The sequence below is a fragment of the Candidatus Binatia bacterium genome, assembly GCA_023150935.1.
GTDB lineage: Bacteria > Desulfobacterota > Binatia > HRBIN30 > HRBIN30 > JAKLJW01.
On the sequence record JAKLJW010000056.1, the window covers coordinates 10124 to 26794 of the forward strand.

Annotated in this window: 19 protein-coding genes and 1 pseudogene; 9 read left to right on the top strand and 11 right to left on the bottom strand. The window is 66.6% G+C overall.

Annotated features, from left to right (window positions below; genetic code table 11):
* Nucleotides 1–139 precede the first annotated feature (139 nt).
* The 3 genes from L6Q96_21240 to L6Q96_21250 form a co-directional block, all read right to left on the bottom strand.
* Nucleotides 140–697, bottom strand: coding sequence for a hypothetical protein (locus L6Q96_21240; protein ID MCK6557077.1), 558 nt, complete (start codon nucleotides 695–697; stop codon nucleotides 140–142).
* Between the two features lie 64 nt (nucleotides 698–761).
* Nucleotides 762–1142, bottom strand: coding sequence for a DUF5615 family PIN-like protein (locus tag L6Q96_21245; GenBank protein ID MCK6557078.1), 381 nt, complete (start codon nucleotides 1140–1142; stop codon nucleotides 762–764).
* A gap of 6 nt (nucleotides 1143–1148) precedes the next feature.
* Nucleotides 1149–1364, bottom strand: coding sequence for a DUF433 domain-containing protein (locus L6Q96_21250; protein ID MCK6557079.1), 216 nt, complete (start codon nucleotides 1362–1364; stop codon nucleotides 1149–1151).
* A 454-nt stretch (nucleotides 1365–1818) separates the two neighbouring features.
* On the opposite strand from L6Q96_21250, the gene L6Q96_21255 reads away from it, so the two are divergent.
* The 4 genes and pseudogenes from L6Q96_21255 to L6Q96_21270 all read left to right on the top strand — a co-directional run bounded on the left by L6Q96_21255 (nucleotide 1819) and on the right by L6Q96_21270 (nucleotide 3762).
* Nucleotides 1819–2196, top strand: a complete 378-nt coding sequence (locus L6Q96_21255) for an MAPEG family protein (GenBank protein ID MCK6557080.1) — start codon at nucleotides 1819–1821, stop codon at nucleotides 2194–2196.
* 579 nt (nucleotides 2197–2775) lie between these two features.
* Nucleotides 2776–3174, top strand: coding sequence for a metalloregulator ArsR/SmtB family transcription factor (locus L6Q96_21260; protein MCK6557081.1), 399 nt, complete (start codon nucleotides 2776–2778; stop codon nucleotides 3172–3174).
* Nucleotides 3168–3326, top strand: a pseudogene (locus tag L6Q96_21265) (arsenical-resistance protein). The gene L6Q96_21260 and the pseudogene L6Q96_21265 overlap by 7 nt, the downstream one beginning before the upstream one ends.
* 10 nt (nucleotides 3327–3336) lie before the next feature.
* Nucleotides 3337–3762, top strand: coding sequence for an arsenate reductase ArsC (locus L6Q96_21270; protein MCK6557082.1), 426 nt, complete (start codon nucleotides 3337–3339; stop codon nucleotides 3760–3762).
* A 95-nt stretch (nucleotides 3763–3857) separates the two neighbouring features.
* Here the strand turns inward: L6Q96_21270 and L6Q96_21275 are convergent, their stop codons facing one another.
* The 4 genes from L6Q96_21275 to L6Q96_21290 form a co-directional block, all read right to left on the bottom strand.
* On the bottom strand, nucleotides 3858–5090 hold the full coding sequence (locus tag L6Q96_21275) for an acyltransferase family protein (GenBank protein ID MCK6557083.1): 1233 nt from the start codon (nucleotides 5088–5090) through the stop codon (nucleotides 3858–3860).
* Nucleotides 5091–5092: 2 nt separating this feature from the next.
* Entirely contained in the window at nucleotides 5093–5788 is a 696-nt protein-coding gene (locus L6Q96_21280) for a TetR/AcrR family transcriptional regulator (GenBank protein MCK6557084.1), read from the bottom strand.
* A gap of 138 nt (nucleotides 5789–5926) precedes the next feature.
* Nucleotides 5927–6859 (bottom strand): hypothetical protein, encoded by a 933-nt coding sequence (locus tag L6Q96_21285; protein MCK6557085.1) that lies wholly within the window; start codon nucleotides 6857–6859, stop codon nucleotides 5927–5929.
* Between the two features lie 506 nt (nucleotides 6860–7365).
* Nucleotides 7366–8277: a DUF1295 domain-containing protein gene (locus L6Q96_21290; protein ID MCK6557086.1), complete on the bottom strand. Its 912-nt coding sequence runs from the start codon at nucleotides 8275–8277 to the stop codon at nucleotides 7366–7368.
* Nucleotides 8278–8725: 448 nt separating this feature from the next.
* On the opposite strand from L6Q96_21290, the gene adk reads away from it, so the two are divergent.
* Nucleotides 8726–9382 (top strand): adenylate kinase, encoded by a 657-nt coding sequence (gene adk / locus L6Q96_21295; GenBank protein ID MCK6557087.1) that lies wholly within the window; start codon nucleotides 8726–8728, stop codon nucleotides 9380–9382.
* Between the two features lie 33 nt (nucleotides 9383–9415).
* Here the strand turns inward: adk and L6Q96_21300 are convergent, their stop codons facing one another.
* The 4 genes from L6Q96_21300 to L6Q96_21315 form a co-directional block, all read right to left on the bottom strand.
* Entirely contained in the window at nucleotides 9416–9832 is a 417-nt protein-coding gene (locus L6Q96_21300; protein ID MCK6557088.1) for a DUF1232 domain-containing protein, read from the bottom strand.
* The gene (gene ppk1 / locus L6Q96_21305; GenBank protein ID MCK6557089.1) at nucleotides 9829–12126 is read right to left on the bottom strand and encodes a polyphosphate kinase 1; all 2298 of its coding nucleotides are present in this window, start codon (nucleotides 12124–12126) and stop codon (nucleotides 9829–9831) included. The genes L6Q96_21300 and ppk1 overlap by 4 nt, the downstream gene beginning before the upstream one ends.
* A 5-nt stretch (nucleotides 12127–12131) precedes the next feature.
* Nucleotides 12132–13112 (bottom strand): glucokinase, encoded by a 981-nt coding sequence (gene glk, locus L6Q96_21310; protein ID MCK6557090.1) that lies wholly within the window; start codon nucleotides 13110–13112, stop codon nucleotides 12132–12134.
* Nucleotides 13113–13280: 168 nt separating this feature from the next.
* Nucleotides 13281–13841: an alpha/beta hydrolase gene (locus tag L6Q96_21315; GenBank protein ID MCK6557091.1), complete on the bottom strand. Its 561-nt coding sequence runs from the start codon at nucleotides 13839–13841 to the stop codon at nucleotides 13281–13283.
* Between the two features lie 132 nt (nucleotides 13842–13973).
* On the opposite strand from L6Q96_21315, the gene L6Q96_21320 reads away from it, so the two are divergent.
* The 4 genes from L6Q96_21320 to L6Q96_21335 all read left to right on the top strand — a co-directional run bounded on the left by L6Q96_21320 (nucleotide 13974) and on the right by L6Q96_21335 (nucleotide 16574).
* The gene (locus tag L6Q96_21320; GenBank protein MCK6557092.1) at nucleotides 13974–14384 is read left to right on the top strand and encodes an acyl-CoA thioesterase; all 411 of its coding nucleotides are present in this window, start codon (nucleotides 13974–13976) and stop codon (nucleotides 14382–14384) included.
* A 16-nt stretch (nucleotides 14385–14400) separates the two neighbouring features.
* Nucleotides 14401–15975, top strand: a complete 1575-nt coding sequence (locus L6Q96_21325; GenBank protein MCK6557093.1) for a TlpA family protein disulfide reductase — start codon at nucleotides 14401–14403, stop codon at nucleotides 15973–15975.
* Nucleotides 15976–16058: 83 nt separating this feature from the next.
* Nucleotides 16059–16334: a hypothetical protein gene (locus tag L6Q96_21330; protein MCK6557094.1), complete on the top strand. Its 276-nt coding sequence runs from the start codon at nucleotides 16059–16061 to the stop codon at nucleotides 16332–16334.
* Between the two features lie 21 nt (nucleotides 16335–16355).
* The gene (locus L6Q96_21335) at nucleotides 16356–16574 is read left to right on the top strand and encodes a hypothetical protein (GenBank protein ID MCK6557095.1); all 219 of its coding nucleotides are present in this window, start codon (nucleotides 16356–16358) and stop codon (nucleotides 16572–16574) included.
* Nucleotides 16575–16671: the final 97 nt, after the last annotated feature.

The window sequence follows — 16671 nt, forward strand, 5'->3', positions numbered from 1 at the left end:
CGGGAAAGCCGACAGAAGCGCCGTGAAAATAAGCCGATTTCGCGCTTAGCGCGACGATTTTGAGCTGCAAATGGCCTTTGCAAGGAGACGCGTCGAATTTCGCCTTCCACGTGCTCTGGCCCAGCGCATCTACCTGGACTCAGTCGCGTTCCCATGCGCGTCCTGCGCGGCTCCAGTGAAGATTGAAACACTCGCCCTGGTTGTCCGACGGGTTGAGCCAGAGCGTGCGCTCGAACACGCCAGCGGCCTCGGTCATCTTACCGAGACGCCAGAGGCAGAGGCCGTAGCCGCTCATGCAGCGCAGGTCGGTGTCGAGCAACTGCATCAGCATCTTCTGAGCGCCGGCGAAGTAACCTCGGTCCTTCAAGTCATTCGATTGAAAGATCGGGTCGCCATCGGGATCGTCCGAGTCGTCGCCGGGCAGCACCTGCTCCATTTCGTACTCGCGACGCGGGCCGCGCGCGATGACGGGCAAGGCCCACTCCGGGAGAGGCTCGCCCTCTTCGCACCAATACTCCTCGTCGGGGTCCCACACGCCGTGGTCTTCGAGGCGCAGCGGAGTTAGCCCGAGCGCCGGGACGTCGATGCGGTGCGCGGTAATCTCACCCGAAAGGTACTCGTTCCTTGCATAGGTCCAGCGCTTGCGCGACGTCCCAGATGGGAGCGGCGGCTGGATCGCCCTTCGGCGGGCGTGCACGCCTTTTCCGGCGGCCGCTGCCCGTCCGGTTCGACTTCTTGCTTCGTCCCTTCATCGCATGGCTCTAGGCTTTCGGCGTTCTTCCGATAGGCAAGGGCCTCACCCGGTGCCGAGATTCCTCTACGATGACCACGGCGCCGGCGGCGAGATCCAGCTCGACGCGTGGCAAGACGCTGTCCAGGCGACGGATGACGTTTGCGGGCCGACTGTTTTGCAGTCGGAGAAGCACGACCTTGCCGGATGTGTCCTTGAGCGCTGCTGCGATCTCGCCGAAGTCGAGATCCGAGGTCACTACAATTCGGTCTTCCGACAGAGCCTTCGCGAAGATCTCGCCGTTCGGCATGCGGTGTAACCCTTGGTCGCGCAAATGGACGGCATCGTGGCCCTGACTACGCAGCCAATCCGCGACACGGATATCGACGCTCATGTCCACCAGGATGCGCACGGCCCTCTACGCGTTCTCCACACGCTCCTGCGCCAACCACGCCGCGTACTCGATGGCCTGTTGGATGTCTTCTCGTTGCAGGTCGGGGTAGCCGACGAGAATGTCGTCGAAGGACGCGCCATGCGCGATCTGGTTGACGATCACGGAAACTGGAACCCGCATGCCGCGAATGCAGGCCCGCCCTCCCATGATTTTCGGATCAAACGTCACTCGGTCAAACATCGTCACCTCCTCGGCTCGCCAGTGAAGATACCCGCATGCCCGCCGGTTTTCGAGCGGGCCGTGTTGATGTTTCCGTGGATTCTCGCGCAGCAAGAGCATGATCTCGGGCTTTTCGCGCGGAGTGGTAAGTGCGGCACCGTTGGCTGACACCTGGATCACCGACCTGACACCGAGGGCTACATCGTTCCCGAATCAAACGCGATCGCCCGGGCATATCCGGTGTGCGGCGAAGCGGCGGCGCTACGGAGGACCGACCGGCGATCAGGAGGCTACGGTGGACGAGGTCGGCGGCGGTTGAGCTGGTGCCTGGCCGCGTCGCGGTTCTTCGGAGGGCCTTGCGTGCGGCGGCGTGGGGCGGGGCCGCGATGCGGGAGACGAGGTGGTCTTAGCCGCGCTTCCGTGACACAACCAACGCTACGTTCGACCCACCACGCTTAGCCCAAGGAGACCAAGTATGAGTTCTGTCGCCGTCGTCGCCCTTCTCGCCCTGATCGAGTACATGGTGTTTTCGCTACTGACCGGGCGGGCGCGCCTGACCTACAACGTCCCCGCCCCGGCGACGACCGGCGACCCGACCTTCGAGCGCTACTACCGGGTGCAGCAGAACACCGTCGAGCAGCTGGTCGTCTTCGTGCCGGCGCTGTTCCTGTTCGCGCAGTACGCCAGCGCCTCCCTGGCAACGCTGCTCGGGCTGGTCTTCATCGTCGGCCGCGCCCTCTACGCGCGCGGCTACATCGCCGCCGCCGACAAGCGCGGCCCGGGCTTCGCCATCAGCTTCATCGCCAATGCCGTCCTCGTGCTCGGGGCATTGTTCGGCGCGCTGTTCGCCTGACCTACCGCGGGCAGCAGCGGCGGTGGGACGACGACAGCGGAGCGCCGCCGAGCCAGCGGTACCGACCACCGCCGTTCGCGGACGAGTACATCTGCACAGCGCGGGCTGGCGCCCTCAACCCAATGTCCGCAACTTCCCGTTCGCCCCGAGTAGGACACGTTTGTTCCGGGGGCCGTATCGAGGGGTCACACCAGACGTGCCTCGATACGCGCCTGAACCCTTCGATACGCCGATTGAGAAGACATCGGCTACTCAGGGCGATCGGGTTGTCGAGACGGCGCTACTCGGCACGAACGGTGGCGCACCGCTCCTCGATCATCCGGAACGTTCCTCGCGCCGTGCGCGCAAACTCGGAAATCGCAAGACAGAAGGAACCCGGCTGCCCCAGACCACCGGACCTCGAATGGACCGTCCGTGGATGACGGTTCGGCCGATGCAAGTGGTCGATTCGCTCGCGGCACCGTCTCGGCCCGGATGTGTCCGGCGCCCTCGCCGCGTTTCCCCTCGTCGTCTGCCCGCCGGTCCTTATCGATGCGTGTCGATATTGATTCGTGCATCGATACTCGTCAATGTAGGCACATGGCTACGCCAACGAGCGCCGTGCTCCCACTTTGTCCGACGGTGCTCCGGGGTCGCCTGAAGAAGGCCGACGCCGAGCAGCTTGCGCTCGGCTTCAGGGCGATCGCCGATGCGGGCCGCCTGCAGCTCCTCAACTTCATCGCCGCTCGGCCCTCCGGCGAGGCGTGCGTCTGCCACCTGACGAAACCCCTCGACGTCAAGCAGCCAACGGTGAGTCACCATCTGAAGGTCCTCTACGAAGCCGGCCTGCTTGACCGCGAGCGCCGCGGCACCTGGGTTTACTACCGGATCGTCCCGGAGCGCCTCGCGGCGTTGCGCGAAGCCCTCGCCATCGAATCCGGCTCGAACTCGCGGGCGCGGCGCGCGGCTCCGGCCGCGGCGGTCAGGGGAAAGCGATGACTGTCGCGGTGGCCACCTTTGGCATCCACCACGGCACCGCTTTTGCCGCCGCCATCGGACCGCTGGTGGAGGTGCCGGTGATGATCGCCCTCGTGCAGGTAGCGTTCTGGTTTCAGCGCCGATCCTTCGGAGCGGAACCGGGCCGTGGTTGAGGAGTAAGCGATGCAGACCGTTCTCTTCGCGTGCGTCCACAACGCCGGCCGCTCGCAGATGGCGGCGGCTTGGTTCAACGCCATGGCCGATACGAGCAAGGCCCGGGCGATCTCGGCCGGGACGGCGCCGGCAACTGAGGTTCACCCCGAAGTCGTGGACGCCATGCGCGAGGTCGGCATCGACCTTTCGGACGCACGGCCCACCCGTCTCACCGACGAACTGGCGGGCAAGGCGCAGATGCTGGTAACGATGGGCTGCGGCGAGGCCTGTCCGCACATTCCCGGACTGAGACGCGAGGATTGGCCGCTGAGCGACCCGAAAGGCCAGGCCATCGAGCAGGTGCGAGCCATTCGCGACGAGATCAGGGGCCGCGTCGAGCGGCTGCTGGCCGCGGCGGGCTGGCGCCGGCCCCGATCCGACTCCGACAGCAAGTGATCGCAATGCGCGGTCCACCGGACGCACGGTGGGGCGGCCGTGACACTCGCCGACACCGCCCCGTCGGTGGCGCTGCCCGGCGCCGATGACCGCCATCACGGCGCCGGCGCCGCGGCCTTTAACGGGAGCGACGCGGGCCCGTGAGCGGGCCGTTCTCGTTGCTTCATCCCACACAGAAACCGCTGCAGCGAAAACGGCCGCACGAGCGCGTGGTAGGCCGACAGGGTCAGGCAACTGGACACGACCAGCAAGAGGACGAACTTCGCCCACAGACCGAGAGGCAGCTGGAGCAGGAAGTAGCCCGGGATGACGATCGCGGCCTGATGCAGCAGGTAGACCGGAAACGCCGACTCGGTCAGGTAGTCCAGAGCCGGCGTCCTGAACGACAGCAACTGGCGACCCCAACCCAGGAGAGCGATCACAAAACACCACCCCGCAATCGCCGTCTGCGCGAGAATCACCGAGGGCGACGAGAACACCCTCAACACGCCGAGCAGGAGGATCACCGTCGCCGCTACGCCGATCCACAGCGCCCGCTTCCGCTCGCGATGCAACGCCGTCTCGAGGACCGGGAACCGCGCCAGCAGGAAGCCGGCAAGCAGATAGGTACTGTAGTAGGCAAAGTTGGCCCAATCGTCGACGAGGTTCTGCAAGCCGGGCCAGCGCTCGCGCATCGTCACCTGCACGAGCGCCAGCGGCACGATCGGCGCATACACCCAGAGCGGCGAAACCTGCCCCTCGAACCACCGGCGCGGGGCGCGAATGCGGACGAGGATCGGCAGGTACAGCAGGGTGAACGTCAGCAGATAGGCGACGAACCAGAGGTGCGCCCAGGTGAAACGCGTCGGATCGGTAAAGAACGTCGGAACGAACTCGAAGAGGGACTCCTCGAAAGGCGGCGCCGGCGGCAGGCCGGACGGAATGACCTGACGGAATCCCTCCTGCAGCTTTGGGTCGACGTAGAGACCCGTGTAGTTCGCGTCGAGGCCGCTGGCGAGCTCGAAATACTTGATCGCCGGCATGAGCAGCACACAGGCCGCCACCAGCGGCACGAACAACCGAAGGAAGCGCTCGCGGAGAAAGCCGCCCGTTCCCCGCAGCGACAGCGACGAGAACGCCGACCAGCCGGCGAGCAGGAAGAACAACGGCATGTGCCATAGCCCGATGAAGCCACACAGGATCAGGAAGGCGAAGGACACCTCGGAATTGCGAATGTGGTAAAAGGGCGCCGGGTTGAAGACCATCCCGACGTGGAAGAGCAGCAGCAGGTAGGTGGCGAAGACCCGCAGCCAGTCGATGTCGTAGCGCCTCTCGGTAATCGGGTTCATGATCACTCCTTCACCAACGCATCCCGGAGGACCTGCACGACGGTTCGCTTCGCGACGTCTTCCTCGACTGCCTGCGGGTGCGGATCCCACTTGCGGTGGACGGCCCAGAAGACGACGGTCTCGATGATAAGGCGTGCCGCGACGGCCGTGTCCGGCACCGCGCGGATCTTACCGCGCCGAATGCGGTCCTGAAGATACTGATCGAGGACCGCGATCAGCCCGCCACGCGCACCTTCGAACCACAGCGCCGCCAGGTCCGGCATGTCCGGGGCGGCGCGGTCGAGCAGCCTGAGCCCGTGGCGATTACGCGCCATCGTTTCGTACATCTCGCCGACGATGGCCTCGACTTCGCCACGCACGTCGGTCACGCGTTGCCGCGCCAGCGCCGTGCTCAAGGCCGCCAGCGTCCGATTCTCGGCCAGGCGTTGCCGTACGTATTCGAGCGTCGCCCCCGGTTCCGGCGACGGCACCGGGAGCGCCGGCGGATTCCGAAACGGACGTTCCGCGTCGGCGTAGCGGGCGACAAAGTCGAACAACGCCTCCTTGCTCTCGACGTAAAGGTACAGGGTCCCCTTCGCGACACCGAGCGCGTCGGCGACATCCGCCATTTGCGTGCGCCGGTACCCCTGCTCCACGAACACCCGCGCGGCGCAATCGACGAGTTGCTCGAGCCGGCCGGCGGGAAGGACGCGAGGCATGGCCCTTCTTATAACTGACCGACTGGGTCAGTCAAGCTTTTTCATGGCCAGCAAGCACATGCGCCGCTCGCCCGATGGACATCGGGCCCCGAGGCGCGCGACTTCTCCGCGCGGTGCGGCATCGGCGCGAATCGGAAATCAGCAACCGCGGGAGAAGAACCAGGCGACGAGCTTTCCCTCCGGTGTGTATGCCGGGACCCAGCCCCGATTCGTCACGGTCGGGGAGCCGTCCCCGCACGGGCTCGCACTCAGCACCTCGACGTGGAGCCACAGCGTCCCCGCCAGGTCCTGAACACCGAGCACGTTCACGGCATACTCCTGGCGTCCCTCGCGCTTCTTTGCCGTCGACCGCACCGGTAACCCCGCCCCCGGGTCCGACCACACCCAACCATCCCAGTGTTCGTTGAGATAGGCGAGGCGGTTGACCAGCAGGTCGGCTACCGGATGAAACGCACCGGCGTCCTCGCGGCGCACCCACCCGCTGCGGTGGCCGGGCAGCAGGATGCGATACCATCCGGCGCGCTGTTCTCGAACGATGGCCGCCTTCCTCTCGTACGTGTATTCCGCGGTCCGAACGTCCTGCGGCGCCGCGATTCGCGCCACGACCGGGGCGTCGGTCGCGGACTCCGCACGGGCCGCCACCGGACGGGTTGGAAGGCGCGGCGGGGGAGAGTCTGCCCCCGGTTCGTCGAGGTTCAAGACCGAGGGAAGTTCCAGGAGCCCGATAATCTCCGCGTCGGGATCCCCCGGCCGGGGCAAGCGCGGCCCGTCCGGGTCCGCCCCCGGATTAGCGACGGCGTGTGCGATGCGCAGCCCCTGCAAGCGGAGGAGAACTTTGTCCGCAGGCGTATCGACGAAGCCCACGACCCCGCCGCTCCCCTCGGCATCGAAAGCTCGTGAGCCGTTGCAGGTGTCGAACCAGAGCAGCGGCGCCGAGGGCTCCCGGCGGCTGGCAAAGACCAGATAGGCGTGACCGGTTTCGATCGACATACCGCATTCCGCCGAGGTCAGGGCCGTCGCAAAATGGGAGCCGGGCTCGATCCTCCCCTTGAAGGGATCGTCCAACGGCACGAGCGTAACCTCCAGACGCTCGCTGCCGATCGCGCGCGTCGAAGCCGCCCGCGCCAGAACGACAACATCGGCGCGCTGAAAGTAGTCGTCGATCCCTTGCGGGGCACAGCGGCAGGCGGCGGCGGGAGATCCGAGCGCTGCATTGGCCAGCGCGAGAATCGCGACCAGGCCTACGGCTCTCGTTCCGCCTCCGACCCGCGCGCGTCTTCGCCCTGCCCTCCCGGACGCGCGCCGCACCGCGCCCGAGGGCGGCGATCGCCGCGCGGCGACCGCATTCGCTCCGTATCTCAGCGCGTGCTTCGCCCGCAACCCAAAGCGAACAACCAGCCCGTTCGCCCCGAGTAGGAGCCCTTCCCCTGGGCTCCGTATCGAGGGGCGCGCCCCTGCCGAGCCTGTCCCTCGATACGCGCCAGAAGAAGGCGCTACTCGGGACGAACGGGAAGGCACTGCCCCTCCATGGCCTGAAGATCTCTTCGCACCGTGCGCGCAAACGCGGAAATCGTAAGTCAGAACCGCCTCCGCAGGCGTGGAAACAGGACGGGCGTCCGGTCCCGGTAGGCACGGTAGCGCGGTTCGTTTCCCCACCGTTGCTCCGCGCGTTGCTCCAGCAAGGGAACGCCGCTCACGTAAGCGAGCAGCACGTAGACAAAGACTGGCGATACCAACGTGACGTGTTGCCAGCCCGTCAGGGCCGGCATGGCAACGATCGCGATGCCCGTCCACAGCACGATTTCGCCGAAGTAGTTGGGGTGTCGCGACCACGCCCAGAGTCCCGACTCGATGAACCGGTCTCGGTTCGCCGGATCGGCGCGGAACTGGGCCTTCTGCCGGTCAGCCATGACTTCGATGGAGAAACCAACCAGCCACACCGCGACTCCCAGCACCTCGAATCCGCCGAGGGGCGTGGTCCGTGCGGAGGTCATCGCCGCCAGAGCGCACGCCAACGTCAGGACCACCCATAGAGCCTGCAGGGTCCACGCCAGGAAAAACCGCGGCACACTCGTCTTCACCCCGTCGAAGCGCCGATCGGCGCCTTCTCGCGAGATGCGCGCGTAGAGGTAGCTGCCCAACCGGAGAGTCCAGATCACGACCAGACCGGCCAGCACCAGCGCACGCGGATCCGGCAGACCACCGCGCAACGTCAACGCCACCAGAACCAGGCTCAGGTAGGTGACGCTACCAGTAAGGTCGTAGTACTTCTCGGTTCGGAAGAGCGAGGAAGGTACGAACACGGCCCAATTGATCGCGAAGGCCAGGATTACGCACACCGCAAACAACGATATGCCGCCGCACCGCGTGCCTCCCTGCCCTCCCGCCCATGCGATGGCGGCCGCAATCAGCAGAACAGGCGGGGCCGCCAGCAGACTTCGCACCTCGATCGTATTCATCAGCGCACCGCCGCCTCTGGTCTGACGCATATTCCGAGGTACCGCAAGGATCTCCTGACACCGCCTGCCGCACCCCCGGCTGCACGAGGGGCAACCCTCGTGGTTGCCCTGGTCTACCGACACGGGGGCAGGCACAAGGCCTGCCCCTACCGTTTGGGTGACACCGTGCATTCTCGATCATTTGTTCTTCACACTCCGCTCGCCCGTCCCGCGGCATGTCTGATCAGGTGATGGGGTGCGGGCGGCAGTGAGACGCAAATCATGCGCAGCCTTCTGGTCGTCGCACTGCTGGCAATGCTCGTCGCGCACGGCTGCAGAGCGGTGGAAGGTGAAGCAGGAGAACCTGCCATGATCGCCCCCACCGCCGACTCCTCACCGGGCAGTCCGGACCCCGACCGTCTCTCCCCACTGGAACGCGACCCCACGATTAGATAAGCGTTTCGCTCGCGTGAGCAGCGAGACAAAAGGGAGACGCGGCATGAGGGTCATCCTCCTCGGGCCACCCGGGGCCGGGAAAGGAACGCAGGCGGCATTCATCACGCAGGCTTTCTGCGTTCCCCAGATCTCCACCGGCGACATGCTGCGGGCCGCTGTCAAGGCCGACACACCGCTCGGACGGCAGGCCAAGGCCATCATCGATTGCGGCCGGCTGGTCTCCGACGACATCATCATTCGCATCGTCGAGGACCGCATCGCGCAGCCCGACTGCGTCAACGGGTTCCTGTTCGACGGCTTTCCGCGGACGATTGCCCAGGCCCAGGCGCTGCGCGACATCGGCGTAACCATCACGCATGTGGCCCAGATCGACGTCCCGGACGAGGAAATCATCCGGCGCGTCACCGGGCGGCGTACGCACCCCGGGTCGGGTCGCGTCTACCACGTCGTCTTCAATCCGCCGAAGGTGGAAGACCATGACGACCTCACCGGCGAGCCGCTGGTGCAACGCGACGACGACCGCGAAGCCACCGTACGCGAACGCCTCCGCGTCTATCACGAATACACCCGACCGCTGGTCGGCTATTACCGGGCCTGGTCGGAAAGCAGCGCAGCCGGCGCACCGAAGTACTTCAAGGTCTCCGGATTGGGCGGCGTAGAGGACGTTCGCGATCGGCTGCTGACGAGATTACGGGACTGAGGGGCCAGGCGGGGGATGGGGAAGACTGAGTGGTCAGTGGTCAGTGGGCTGTGTACTCACTCCCGCGCCCTCGGGTGTCCTTCCTTGACCCTGCCAGGTGCGGAAACGGTCAAGGTCGCGGCGCAGGGCAGCCGCTACCAGGCCGATGACGGTGACATCGTCGAGATAGCCGGCGACGAGGACGACGTCGGGAATCAGATCGAGCGGGTTTGCGAAGTACAGTAACGCACCGGCGGCCATGACGACGGTGCGCCACGGGACGTGCCGGTACTCGCCACTCGCCCAAGCACGCACGAGCGCGGCCAGCCCGGAAAGGTCCCCGGAGACTTCGCGCAGGACCTGGCGGTGGCGCTGCGCCTTCGTCAAGACGTCACGCACGAGGCTTGCGGCTCGGGCTGGGTCGCGGACGAGGCGTGCGGCCCCCGCGTTCAGTACCGCTTCCGGTGTCATCCGACGATCCTCCTTGCAAACCCTTGCGGGCGCCGCTTGCGCAAGCGTCCGGCGGCCTTCTGGCGCTTGTGCGCAGCATCGATGAGAAGCTGCTGGCAGCTCTTCGGTCGCGGCGTTCCGGACGCAAGCTGCTGAGCATAGGTACCGTCGGCGGCCATCACCCAGCCGTTGAGATCGGCAAGCTGCACGTCGAACACCTGCCGGAGCTCGGACCGCAGGGCCGGGTCCTCCACCGGCACCACCACCTCCACCCGGCTCTCCAGATTGCGCTTCATCACGTCGGCAGAACCGATGTAGTACTCCTCGTCACCGCCGTTGCGGAAGTAATAGATACGGCCGTGCTCGAGGAAGCGGCCGACGATGCTGACGACGCGCACGTTGTCCGAAAGCCCGGCAATACCCGGTCGCAGACGGCAGGAATCGCGGACGATCAGGTCGACGTGTACGCCCGCTTGCGAGGCCCGGTAAAGCGCCCGGACCACGTCGGCATCCTCCATCGCGTTCATCTTGAACTGAATAAGCCCCGGCGCCTGCGGCGAGTGGACCGTCACCTCGCGCTCGATGCGGGCCAGCAACGCCCTTTTCAAAGTCGTCGGCGCCACCAGCAACTTGCGATACTTGCGCTTCGGGCGATAGCCGGTCGTCAGATAATTGAACAGCTCGGTAAGGTCCTGACCGATCACGTCGTCGCAGGTCAGCAGGCCGTAGTCGGAGTAGGTCCGCGCGGTGCCGGCGTGGTAGTTGCCGGTGCCGATATGCGCGTAACGGCGCAAACCGTTGTAATCCTGCCGCACCACCAGAATGGTCTTGCAATGCGTCTTGAGTCCAACGACGCCGTAGGTGACGTGGACCCCGAACTCTTCGAGCCAGCTGGCGAACTGCAGGTTAGCCGACTCGTCGAACCGCGCCTTCAGCTCGACGACCACGGCAACCTGCTTGCCGTTGCGCGCCGCCTCGACGAGGTACTCGAGGATCTTCGAGTCGCGCGAGGTGCGATACAGGGTCATCTTGATGGCCCGCACCTTGGGATCTTCGCTGGCCTCGCGCACGAAGCGTTCGACGGAAGTCGGGAACGACTCGTAGGGATGGTGCAGCAGCAACGACCCGGAGTCGCGGACGATGTGAAAGATGTTGCGGGTCTCCTGCAACTTCGGATGGTCGGTGCAGCGGTGGGGCGGGTCGCGCAGCGCCGGCACGTCGGCGGTCGCGATCTCCATGAGAGCCCGCTTCGCCATCATGCCGACCACCTCGACGACGTCGGCGCGCTCGTCGAGACCAAGCTCCGAAGCCAGCATGCCGCGCCGGTGCGGGTCCATGTTCGGCTCGACCTCGAGCCGCACGATCGGCGCAAAGCGCCGATCGCGTAGTTCCGATTCGATCATTGCCACCAGGTCGTCGGCCTGATCCTCGTCGCGCTCCGTGTTGGCGTTGCGGATGACCCGGAACAGCTCGCACGAGTCGATCTCCAGGTCGGGAAACAGCAGGTCGAGGTTGTGCGACATCACGTCCTCGAGCGGCACGAAGCGCTGCGCGCCATCCACCCGCAGGAAGCGCGGAGTACCGGCCCCCACCGGCACCTTGACGCGAGCCATCGAGCCCTCGGGATCGCCGGGGTAGCGCACGGTCACCAGCAGGTTCAGCGACAGGTTGGAGACGAACGGGAACGGATGCGCCGGGTCCATGGCCTGCGGGGTCGCCAGCGGAAAGATGTTGCGGAAGTAGTACTCGCGGAGCGCCTCGCGCTCGCTCGGCGACAGCGCCCCGTAGCCGACCACCTCGATCCCCTGCCTTTCCAGCAGGTCGAGCACATGGTCGACGAGGCGGCGCTGCTCCTCTTCGATCTCCCGCACCAGAGCGAGGCACTCGGTGATCTGTTGCTGCGGCGTACGCCCGTCGACGGTGCGCTGCAGAATACCGGCGGCAACCTGCTGCTTGAGGCCGCCGATACGTTTCATGAAGAACTCGTCGAGGTTCGAACCGACAATGGCCAGGAACTTCAACCGCTCGAGCAGCGGCACCCGTTGATCGTCGGCCTCGTGCAACACCCGGCGATTGAAGTTCAACCACGTGAGCTCGCGGTTCAGGTAGAGTTCCGGATTGCGCAGATCGAAGGCGCCGCTGACGTGCGCGGCCTCGGTCACGGCAGTCCCCGCCGCCCCCTCGCATCCACCCTCCAACGCGTGGCCGCCGTTGCCCCCGAGCGGGACCTCGAGGGCCAACGAGGCGGAGGACGCCGGCAGCGGGTCGGTCATCAAGCTCGCAACGAATCCGTCTGTAATGCGTCTCGCCGTCATGACCGTCACAGCCGCATGGCGCAGTGCGCCGCACCGAGCAGGGCCGCCCGTGGATTCAAGACGATATTGACGCCGATACCGCGCATGCGATCCGCAAACCGCCCCTTCCCGACGAAACTCGCCATGAACCCTCCAGACTGCAAGGCCGGCAAAATCTTCGGTGCTATGCCGCCGGCCACCGCCACTTCTACGGCGAGACACTTCAAGGCCAGATTACCCGCTTCCGCCCCATATATGGCGCAGAAGGTATCCAGCGCCGCCACACACAACGGATCGTCCCCGGCCAGTGCGTGCCGGGCGACGGTCGCACTCGGATCGCCGCTTTGCAGCTCCTGCGCCAGCGCCGCGGGCTCGGGGGCGAATCCGGAGTCGCGCAGGAAGTTGTAGATGTTGTGGAGCCCGGGTCCGGACAACACCCGCTCGTAGCTGACGTGCTCCTCGCCCTGCTCGCGCAGGTAGCGCAAGAGCGCAATCTCGCGATCGTTGCGCGGCGCGAAATCCGTGTGGCCGCCTTCGGAGGCGACCGCCAGGTACCGCGCTCCATCCCAGATCAGCATGGCCTCGCCCAGTCCCGTCCCGGCGGCCACCACGGCGATGTTGCCGTTGCGGCGCGGACGGCCGGCACCCTGCAACGCGCAAAGGTCGGCCGCCGGCAACTCGATGACACCATAGGCGGTGCCCTGCAAATCGTTGAGCAAGCGCACACGTTGCGTTCCCAATCGCTCCGACAGCGCCGGTTCCGCGAGCACCCACGGCAGGTTGGTTGTTCGCAGGACGCCATCCACCACCGGGCCGGCAGCCGCAAAACAGGCGGCCGACACCTTCACCGAAGCGCTTGCGCCGAGAAACTCGGCCAGCAACGCGTCGAACGTTGCATAGTGCTGACTGGAGAAAGCCGCATCGCGTACCGGACGCAAGCGTCCGTCGGCTACGTCGAACAGTGCCAGCAGTACCTTCGTCCCGCCCAGATCGCCCGCGAGAATCACGCCGCCCCTCCCACAAGTATGGTCACCGCCGACACGGTACCAGATGATACCGCGCCCGGCGAGCGCCGCCGGGGTGACCCGCTCCGCGCCGTTGGCGAAAACGACGGAACCCGACGCCGACTCTTGGCCAACCAACGCGCGGGCCTGGAGACCGAACGAGCCACCCGCTCACCGCCCATCGAGTGCGCCGGCGCTTCTCAGCCACTCGAGCGCAAACGGCCACGGACCGTGTCCGGATTCGAGGTTTATGTGACCGTGTCCCTTCAAAATCCGGTGCCCCACCCCGATCGCGCGGGCGATCTCTTCCAGCTCCTCCGGACTGGTGAAAGGATCGTCATCGCTGCCGACGAGCAGGCTCCGGTCTGCCAGCGACTCCCACGCCTCCACCCGCAGCGGTGGCGGGAAGAAGGTTTCCGCCGGCTCGAACAGGAGATATGGCGACGGCGGCACCACGAGGAGCGCCGCCGTCACCCCGCAGGGTCCGCGCTCCGCAAGCAGGTGATCGAGCGCCCAACAGCCCAGCGAGTGCGCCACCACGGTGACCGGCCGGTCCCGCACCGACATCAACGCCTCTGCCAGCGCGGCTACCCAGGCGTCCTTGCGGGGCGCCTCCGCGTCGGGCAGGTCGGGGAAAAGAACGGGCACGCCGCGCCCCTCGAGTTCCGCCTCGAGCCACCGCTGCCAGTGACCCGGCCCCGAACCTCCGTGTCCGTAGACGATGACGATCATGGCTTTAACCGTAGCAGGGATCGACGCCCAATGCCCCGACGCCACAACGGCGCGAGGACTCCGAATTCCCGTCCTCCGCTTTCCCGCCCGGGCTGCATTCGGCCGCGGCCTGTGCCATGAATGAACCGTCCCATGAAGCCGCAGACCGCAGTCTCGCTGCCCGAGGTCGCTCGTTACCGCGTCATATTCGGCGACTGCGATCTCATGCAGGCGATGTATTTCGCCGCTTATTTCCGCCTGCTGGAGATCGGCCGGGCCGAACTGTTTCGACAGATCGGCCATGCCTTCCCGGATTACATTGCCCGCGGTCTGTTTCTCGCAGTCGTCGAAGCCAACTGCCGTTACCTGCGGTCGGCACGCTACGACGACGAATTGATCCTTCGCGCCGCCATCACCGAGGTGAAGCGCGTCACCCTGACGGTGACGTACGCCATCGACCGCGCCGACGGCGTGGCGATCGCCTCCGCGAGCACCCTGCACGCCGTACTCGATGCCGCCGGCCGGCCGCAACGCATCCCGCCCGGGATCTACGTCACCGTCTGAAGCACCTGGAGAAGCCGTGCCCAATCTACCTGCCTTCACACTGACCGACACCGCCGGCCACCGGCGCCGCTTCCCGTCGGGGCGTCTTACGCTCCTCGCCTTCATGAAGGCCGACTGCCCGACGTGCGTCACCTCGCTCCCGTTGGTCGACGCGCTGGCCGCGGCGGTACCCGCACCGGCCGACGTCTGGATCATTGCCCAGGATGCCGATGGCGGGCGGGCTCTCGCAGCCCACGGCGGCGGCAACCGCGCAGCGCTTGACGACTCCGCCCTGGCCGTGTCGTACGCCTTCGGCGTAGAGATCGTGCCGACGGTCATGTTGATCGACGGCGACGGCACCGTCCGCCGCAGCTTCGAAGGCTTCGACAAGTCCGACTGGCAGGCGCTCACCGCCGACCTTGCCGCGCTGGCCCATGGGCCCTTGCCGTCGATCGACTGGACGACCTACCCCGACCGCCGCCCCGGTTGCGGCTCCCGAACCCTCGATCCGGCGCTGGCGGATCGTCTGGCCGCCGAGGCCGAGGGCAGCCCGTTGCGCGCCCGGCGCATCGAGATCGCGGCGCACGACGATCCGTTCGAGTTCCTCTTCGATCAGGGCCTGACCGACGGCCTGCCCGTGGTGCCGCCGACGCCGGAACGAGTCCTGCGCATGCTCGCCGCTACCCGCCGCGACGCGCAGGACGTCGTGGCGATCGTGCCGCCGAACCTCGCCCCCGCCACCGTCGAGAAGGTCGCCATCAACGCGGTCATGGCCGGATGCAAGCCCGAGTACCTGCCCGTCGTGCTCGCCGCGGTCGAGGCGGTGTGCACCGACGAGTTCAACATCCATGGCGTCCTGGCCACGACCTACTTCCCGACCCCGGTGCTGATCGTAAACGGGCCGATTCGCGACCGTATCGGTATGAACTACCGGGGCAACGTCCTCGGCCAGGGCAACCGCGCCAACGCCACGATCGGACGCGCCGTTCAGTTGGTAATCCGCAACGTCGGTGGCGGGCGGCCCGGCGAGGTTGACCGTGCCACCATCGGCCACCCCGGCAAGTTCACCTGCTGCTTTGCGGAGTGGGAGGAGCGCAGCCCGTGGGACCCGCTGCACGTCGAGCGCGGCTTCGCCCGCGACGACAGCGTCGTGACCGTATACGCCGGCGGCGCCCCCACCGGGTTCATCGACCAACTGTCGCGCGACGGACGTTCGCTGGCCACGAGCTACGGCCGCACGCTGGCCGCCGTGACTCATCCCAATCTTTGCTTCCACGGGGAGATCGTCGTCGTCGTACCGCCCGAACATGTCGATACGTTCGCGCGCGACGGGTGGACCAAGCGACGCATCCGCGAGCGCATCCTCGAAGTTACCACGCGGCCAGCCGCCGCCTGGCGTGGCGACGCGGAGTGTGCCGAGGGCATTCCCGCCGCGTTTGCCGACAACCTGCCGCCCGACATGCCCCTGGCCAAGTTCATGAGTGCGGAGGCCATCACGATCGTGGTCGCCGGCGGCGAGGCCGGGAAGTTCGGCGCCTTCCTGCAACCCTGGCTGAGCGGCCCGATGGGATCGGTGATGGTGAGCCGGAAGATAGATACGACGGGTCGTTAGCTGCCGGTGGCCGGTGGCCGGCGGTCAGCCGGCAACCGGGACCCTCTAGCCGGCCCCGAGACCAAACCGCCGAAGGAGGCACGATGCAAATCCTCGATCCAACCGACGAACGCGTTCCGGTACGGCGATCGCTGACCGACCGCCCCGACGCGATCGCCGGCACGGTGGCGCTGCTCGATATCGCCAAGGCGCGCGGCGACGTGCTCATCGACCAACTGGAGAAACGGCTGACGGCGCGCCTGCCAGGCGTGGCTTTCAAGCACTATCGCAAACCGACCTTCACCAAACCGGCGCCGGCCGACCTGCGCCGCCAGATTGCCGAGGAGTGCGGCTTCGTCATCGAAGCCCTCGCCGATTGAGGGTCGTGTACGTCGTGCAGTGTGCACGACACGATCTGGTTCGAGAGCAACCGCCGGCCGGCGGTGTTCATCGCCTCCAGCGAGTTCGAGCAGGCCGCCACCGCCCAGGCCGAGGCCCTCGGCCTGCCCGAGGTCCGACGCATCATCGTCCCGCATCCGATTCAGGACGCCACCGACGACGAGATGCGGGCCAAGGCGGACGCGATCGTCGACGCGGTCGTGGCGGCGCTGGCGCGCTGAACTACTATCGCCGAAAGTCTGCGCACGGTGCGAAGAAATCTTCAGGCCATGGAGCGGCAGTGCCTTCCCGTTCGTCCCGAGTAGCGCCTTCTTCTGG

Bases quoted from the DNA above. Each gene is read 5' to 3' on its own strand.
- L6Q96_21315 (MCK6557091.1), bottom strand. From the start codon at position 13,841: ATGATCGTCATCGTCTACGGACACGGAGGTTCGGGGCCGGGTCACTGG.
- L6Q96_21320 (MCK6557092.1), top strand. From the start codon at position 13,974: ATGAAGCCGCAGACCGCAGTCTCGCTGCCCGAGGTCGCTCGTTACCGC.
- L6Q96_21260 (MCK6557081.1), top strand. From the start codon at position 2,776: ATGGCTACGCCAACGAGCGCCGTGCTCCCACTTTGTCCGACGGTGCTC.
- L6Q96_21280 (MCK6557084.1), bottom strand. From the start codon at position 5,788: ATGCCTCGCGTCCTTCCCGCCGGCCGGCTCGAGCAACTCGTCGATTGC.
- L6Q96_21330 (MCK6557094.1), top strand. From the start codon at position 16,059: ATGCAAATCCTCGATCCAACCGACGAACGCGTTCCGGTACGGCGATCG.
- L6Q96_21250 (MCK6557079.1), bottom strand. From the start codon at position 1,364: ATGTTTGACCGAGTGACGTTTGATCCGAAAATCATGGGAGGGCGGGCC.
- adk (MCK6557087.1), top strand. From the start codon at position 8,726: ATGAGGGTCATCCTCCTCGGGCCACCCGGGGCCGGGAAAGGAACGCAG.
- L6Q96_21275 (MCK6557083.1), bottom strand. From the start codon at position 5,090: ATGAACCCGATTACCGAGAGGCGCTACGACATCGACTGGCTGCGGGTC.
- L6Q96_21255 (MCK6557080.1), top strand. From the start codon at position 1,819: ATGAGTTCTGTCGCCGTCGTCGCCCTTCTCGCCCTGATCGAGTACATG.
- ppk1 (MCK6557089.1), bottom strand. From the start codon at position 12,126: ATGACGGCGAGACGCATTACAGACGGATTCGTTGCGAGCTTGATGACC.
- L6Q96_21290 (MCK6557086.1), bottom strand. From the start codon at position 8,277: ATGCGTCAGACCAGAGGCGGCGGTGCGCTGATGAATACGATCGAGGTG.
- L6Q96_21270 (MCK6557082.1), top strand. From the start codon at position 3,337: ATGCAGACCGTTCTCTTCGCGTGCGTCCACAACGCCGGCCGCTCGCAG.
- L6Q96_21300 (MCK6557088.1), bottom strand. From the start codon at position 9,832: ATGACACCGGAAGCGGTACTGAACGCGGGGGCCGCACGCCTCGTCCGC.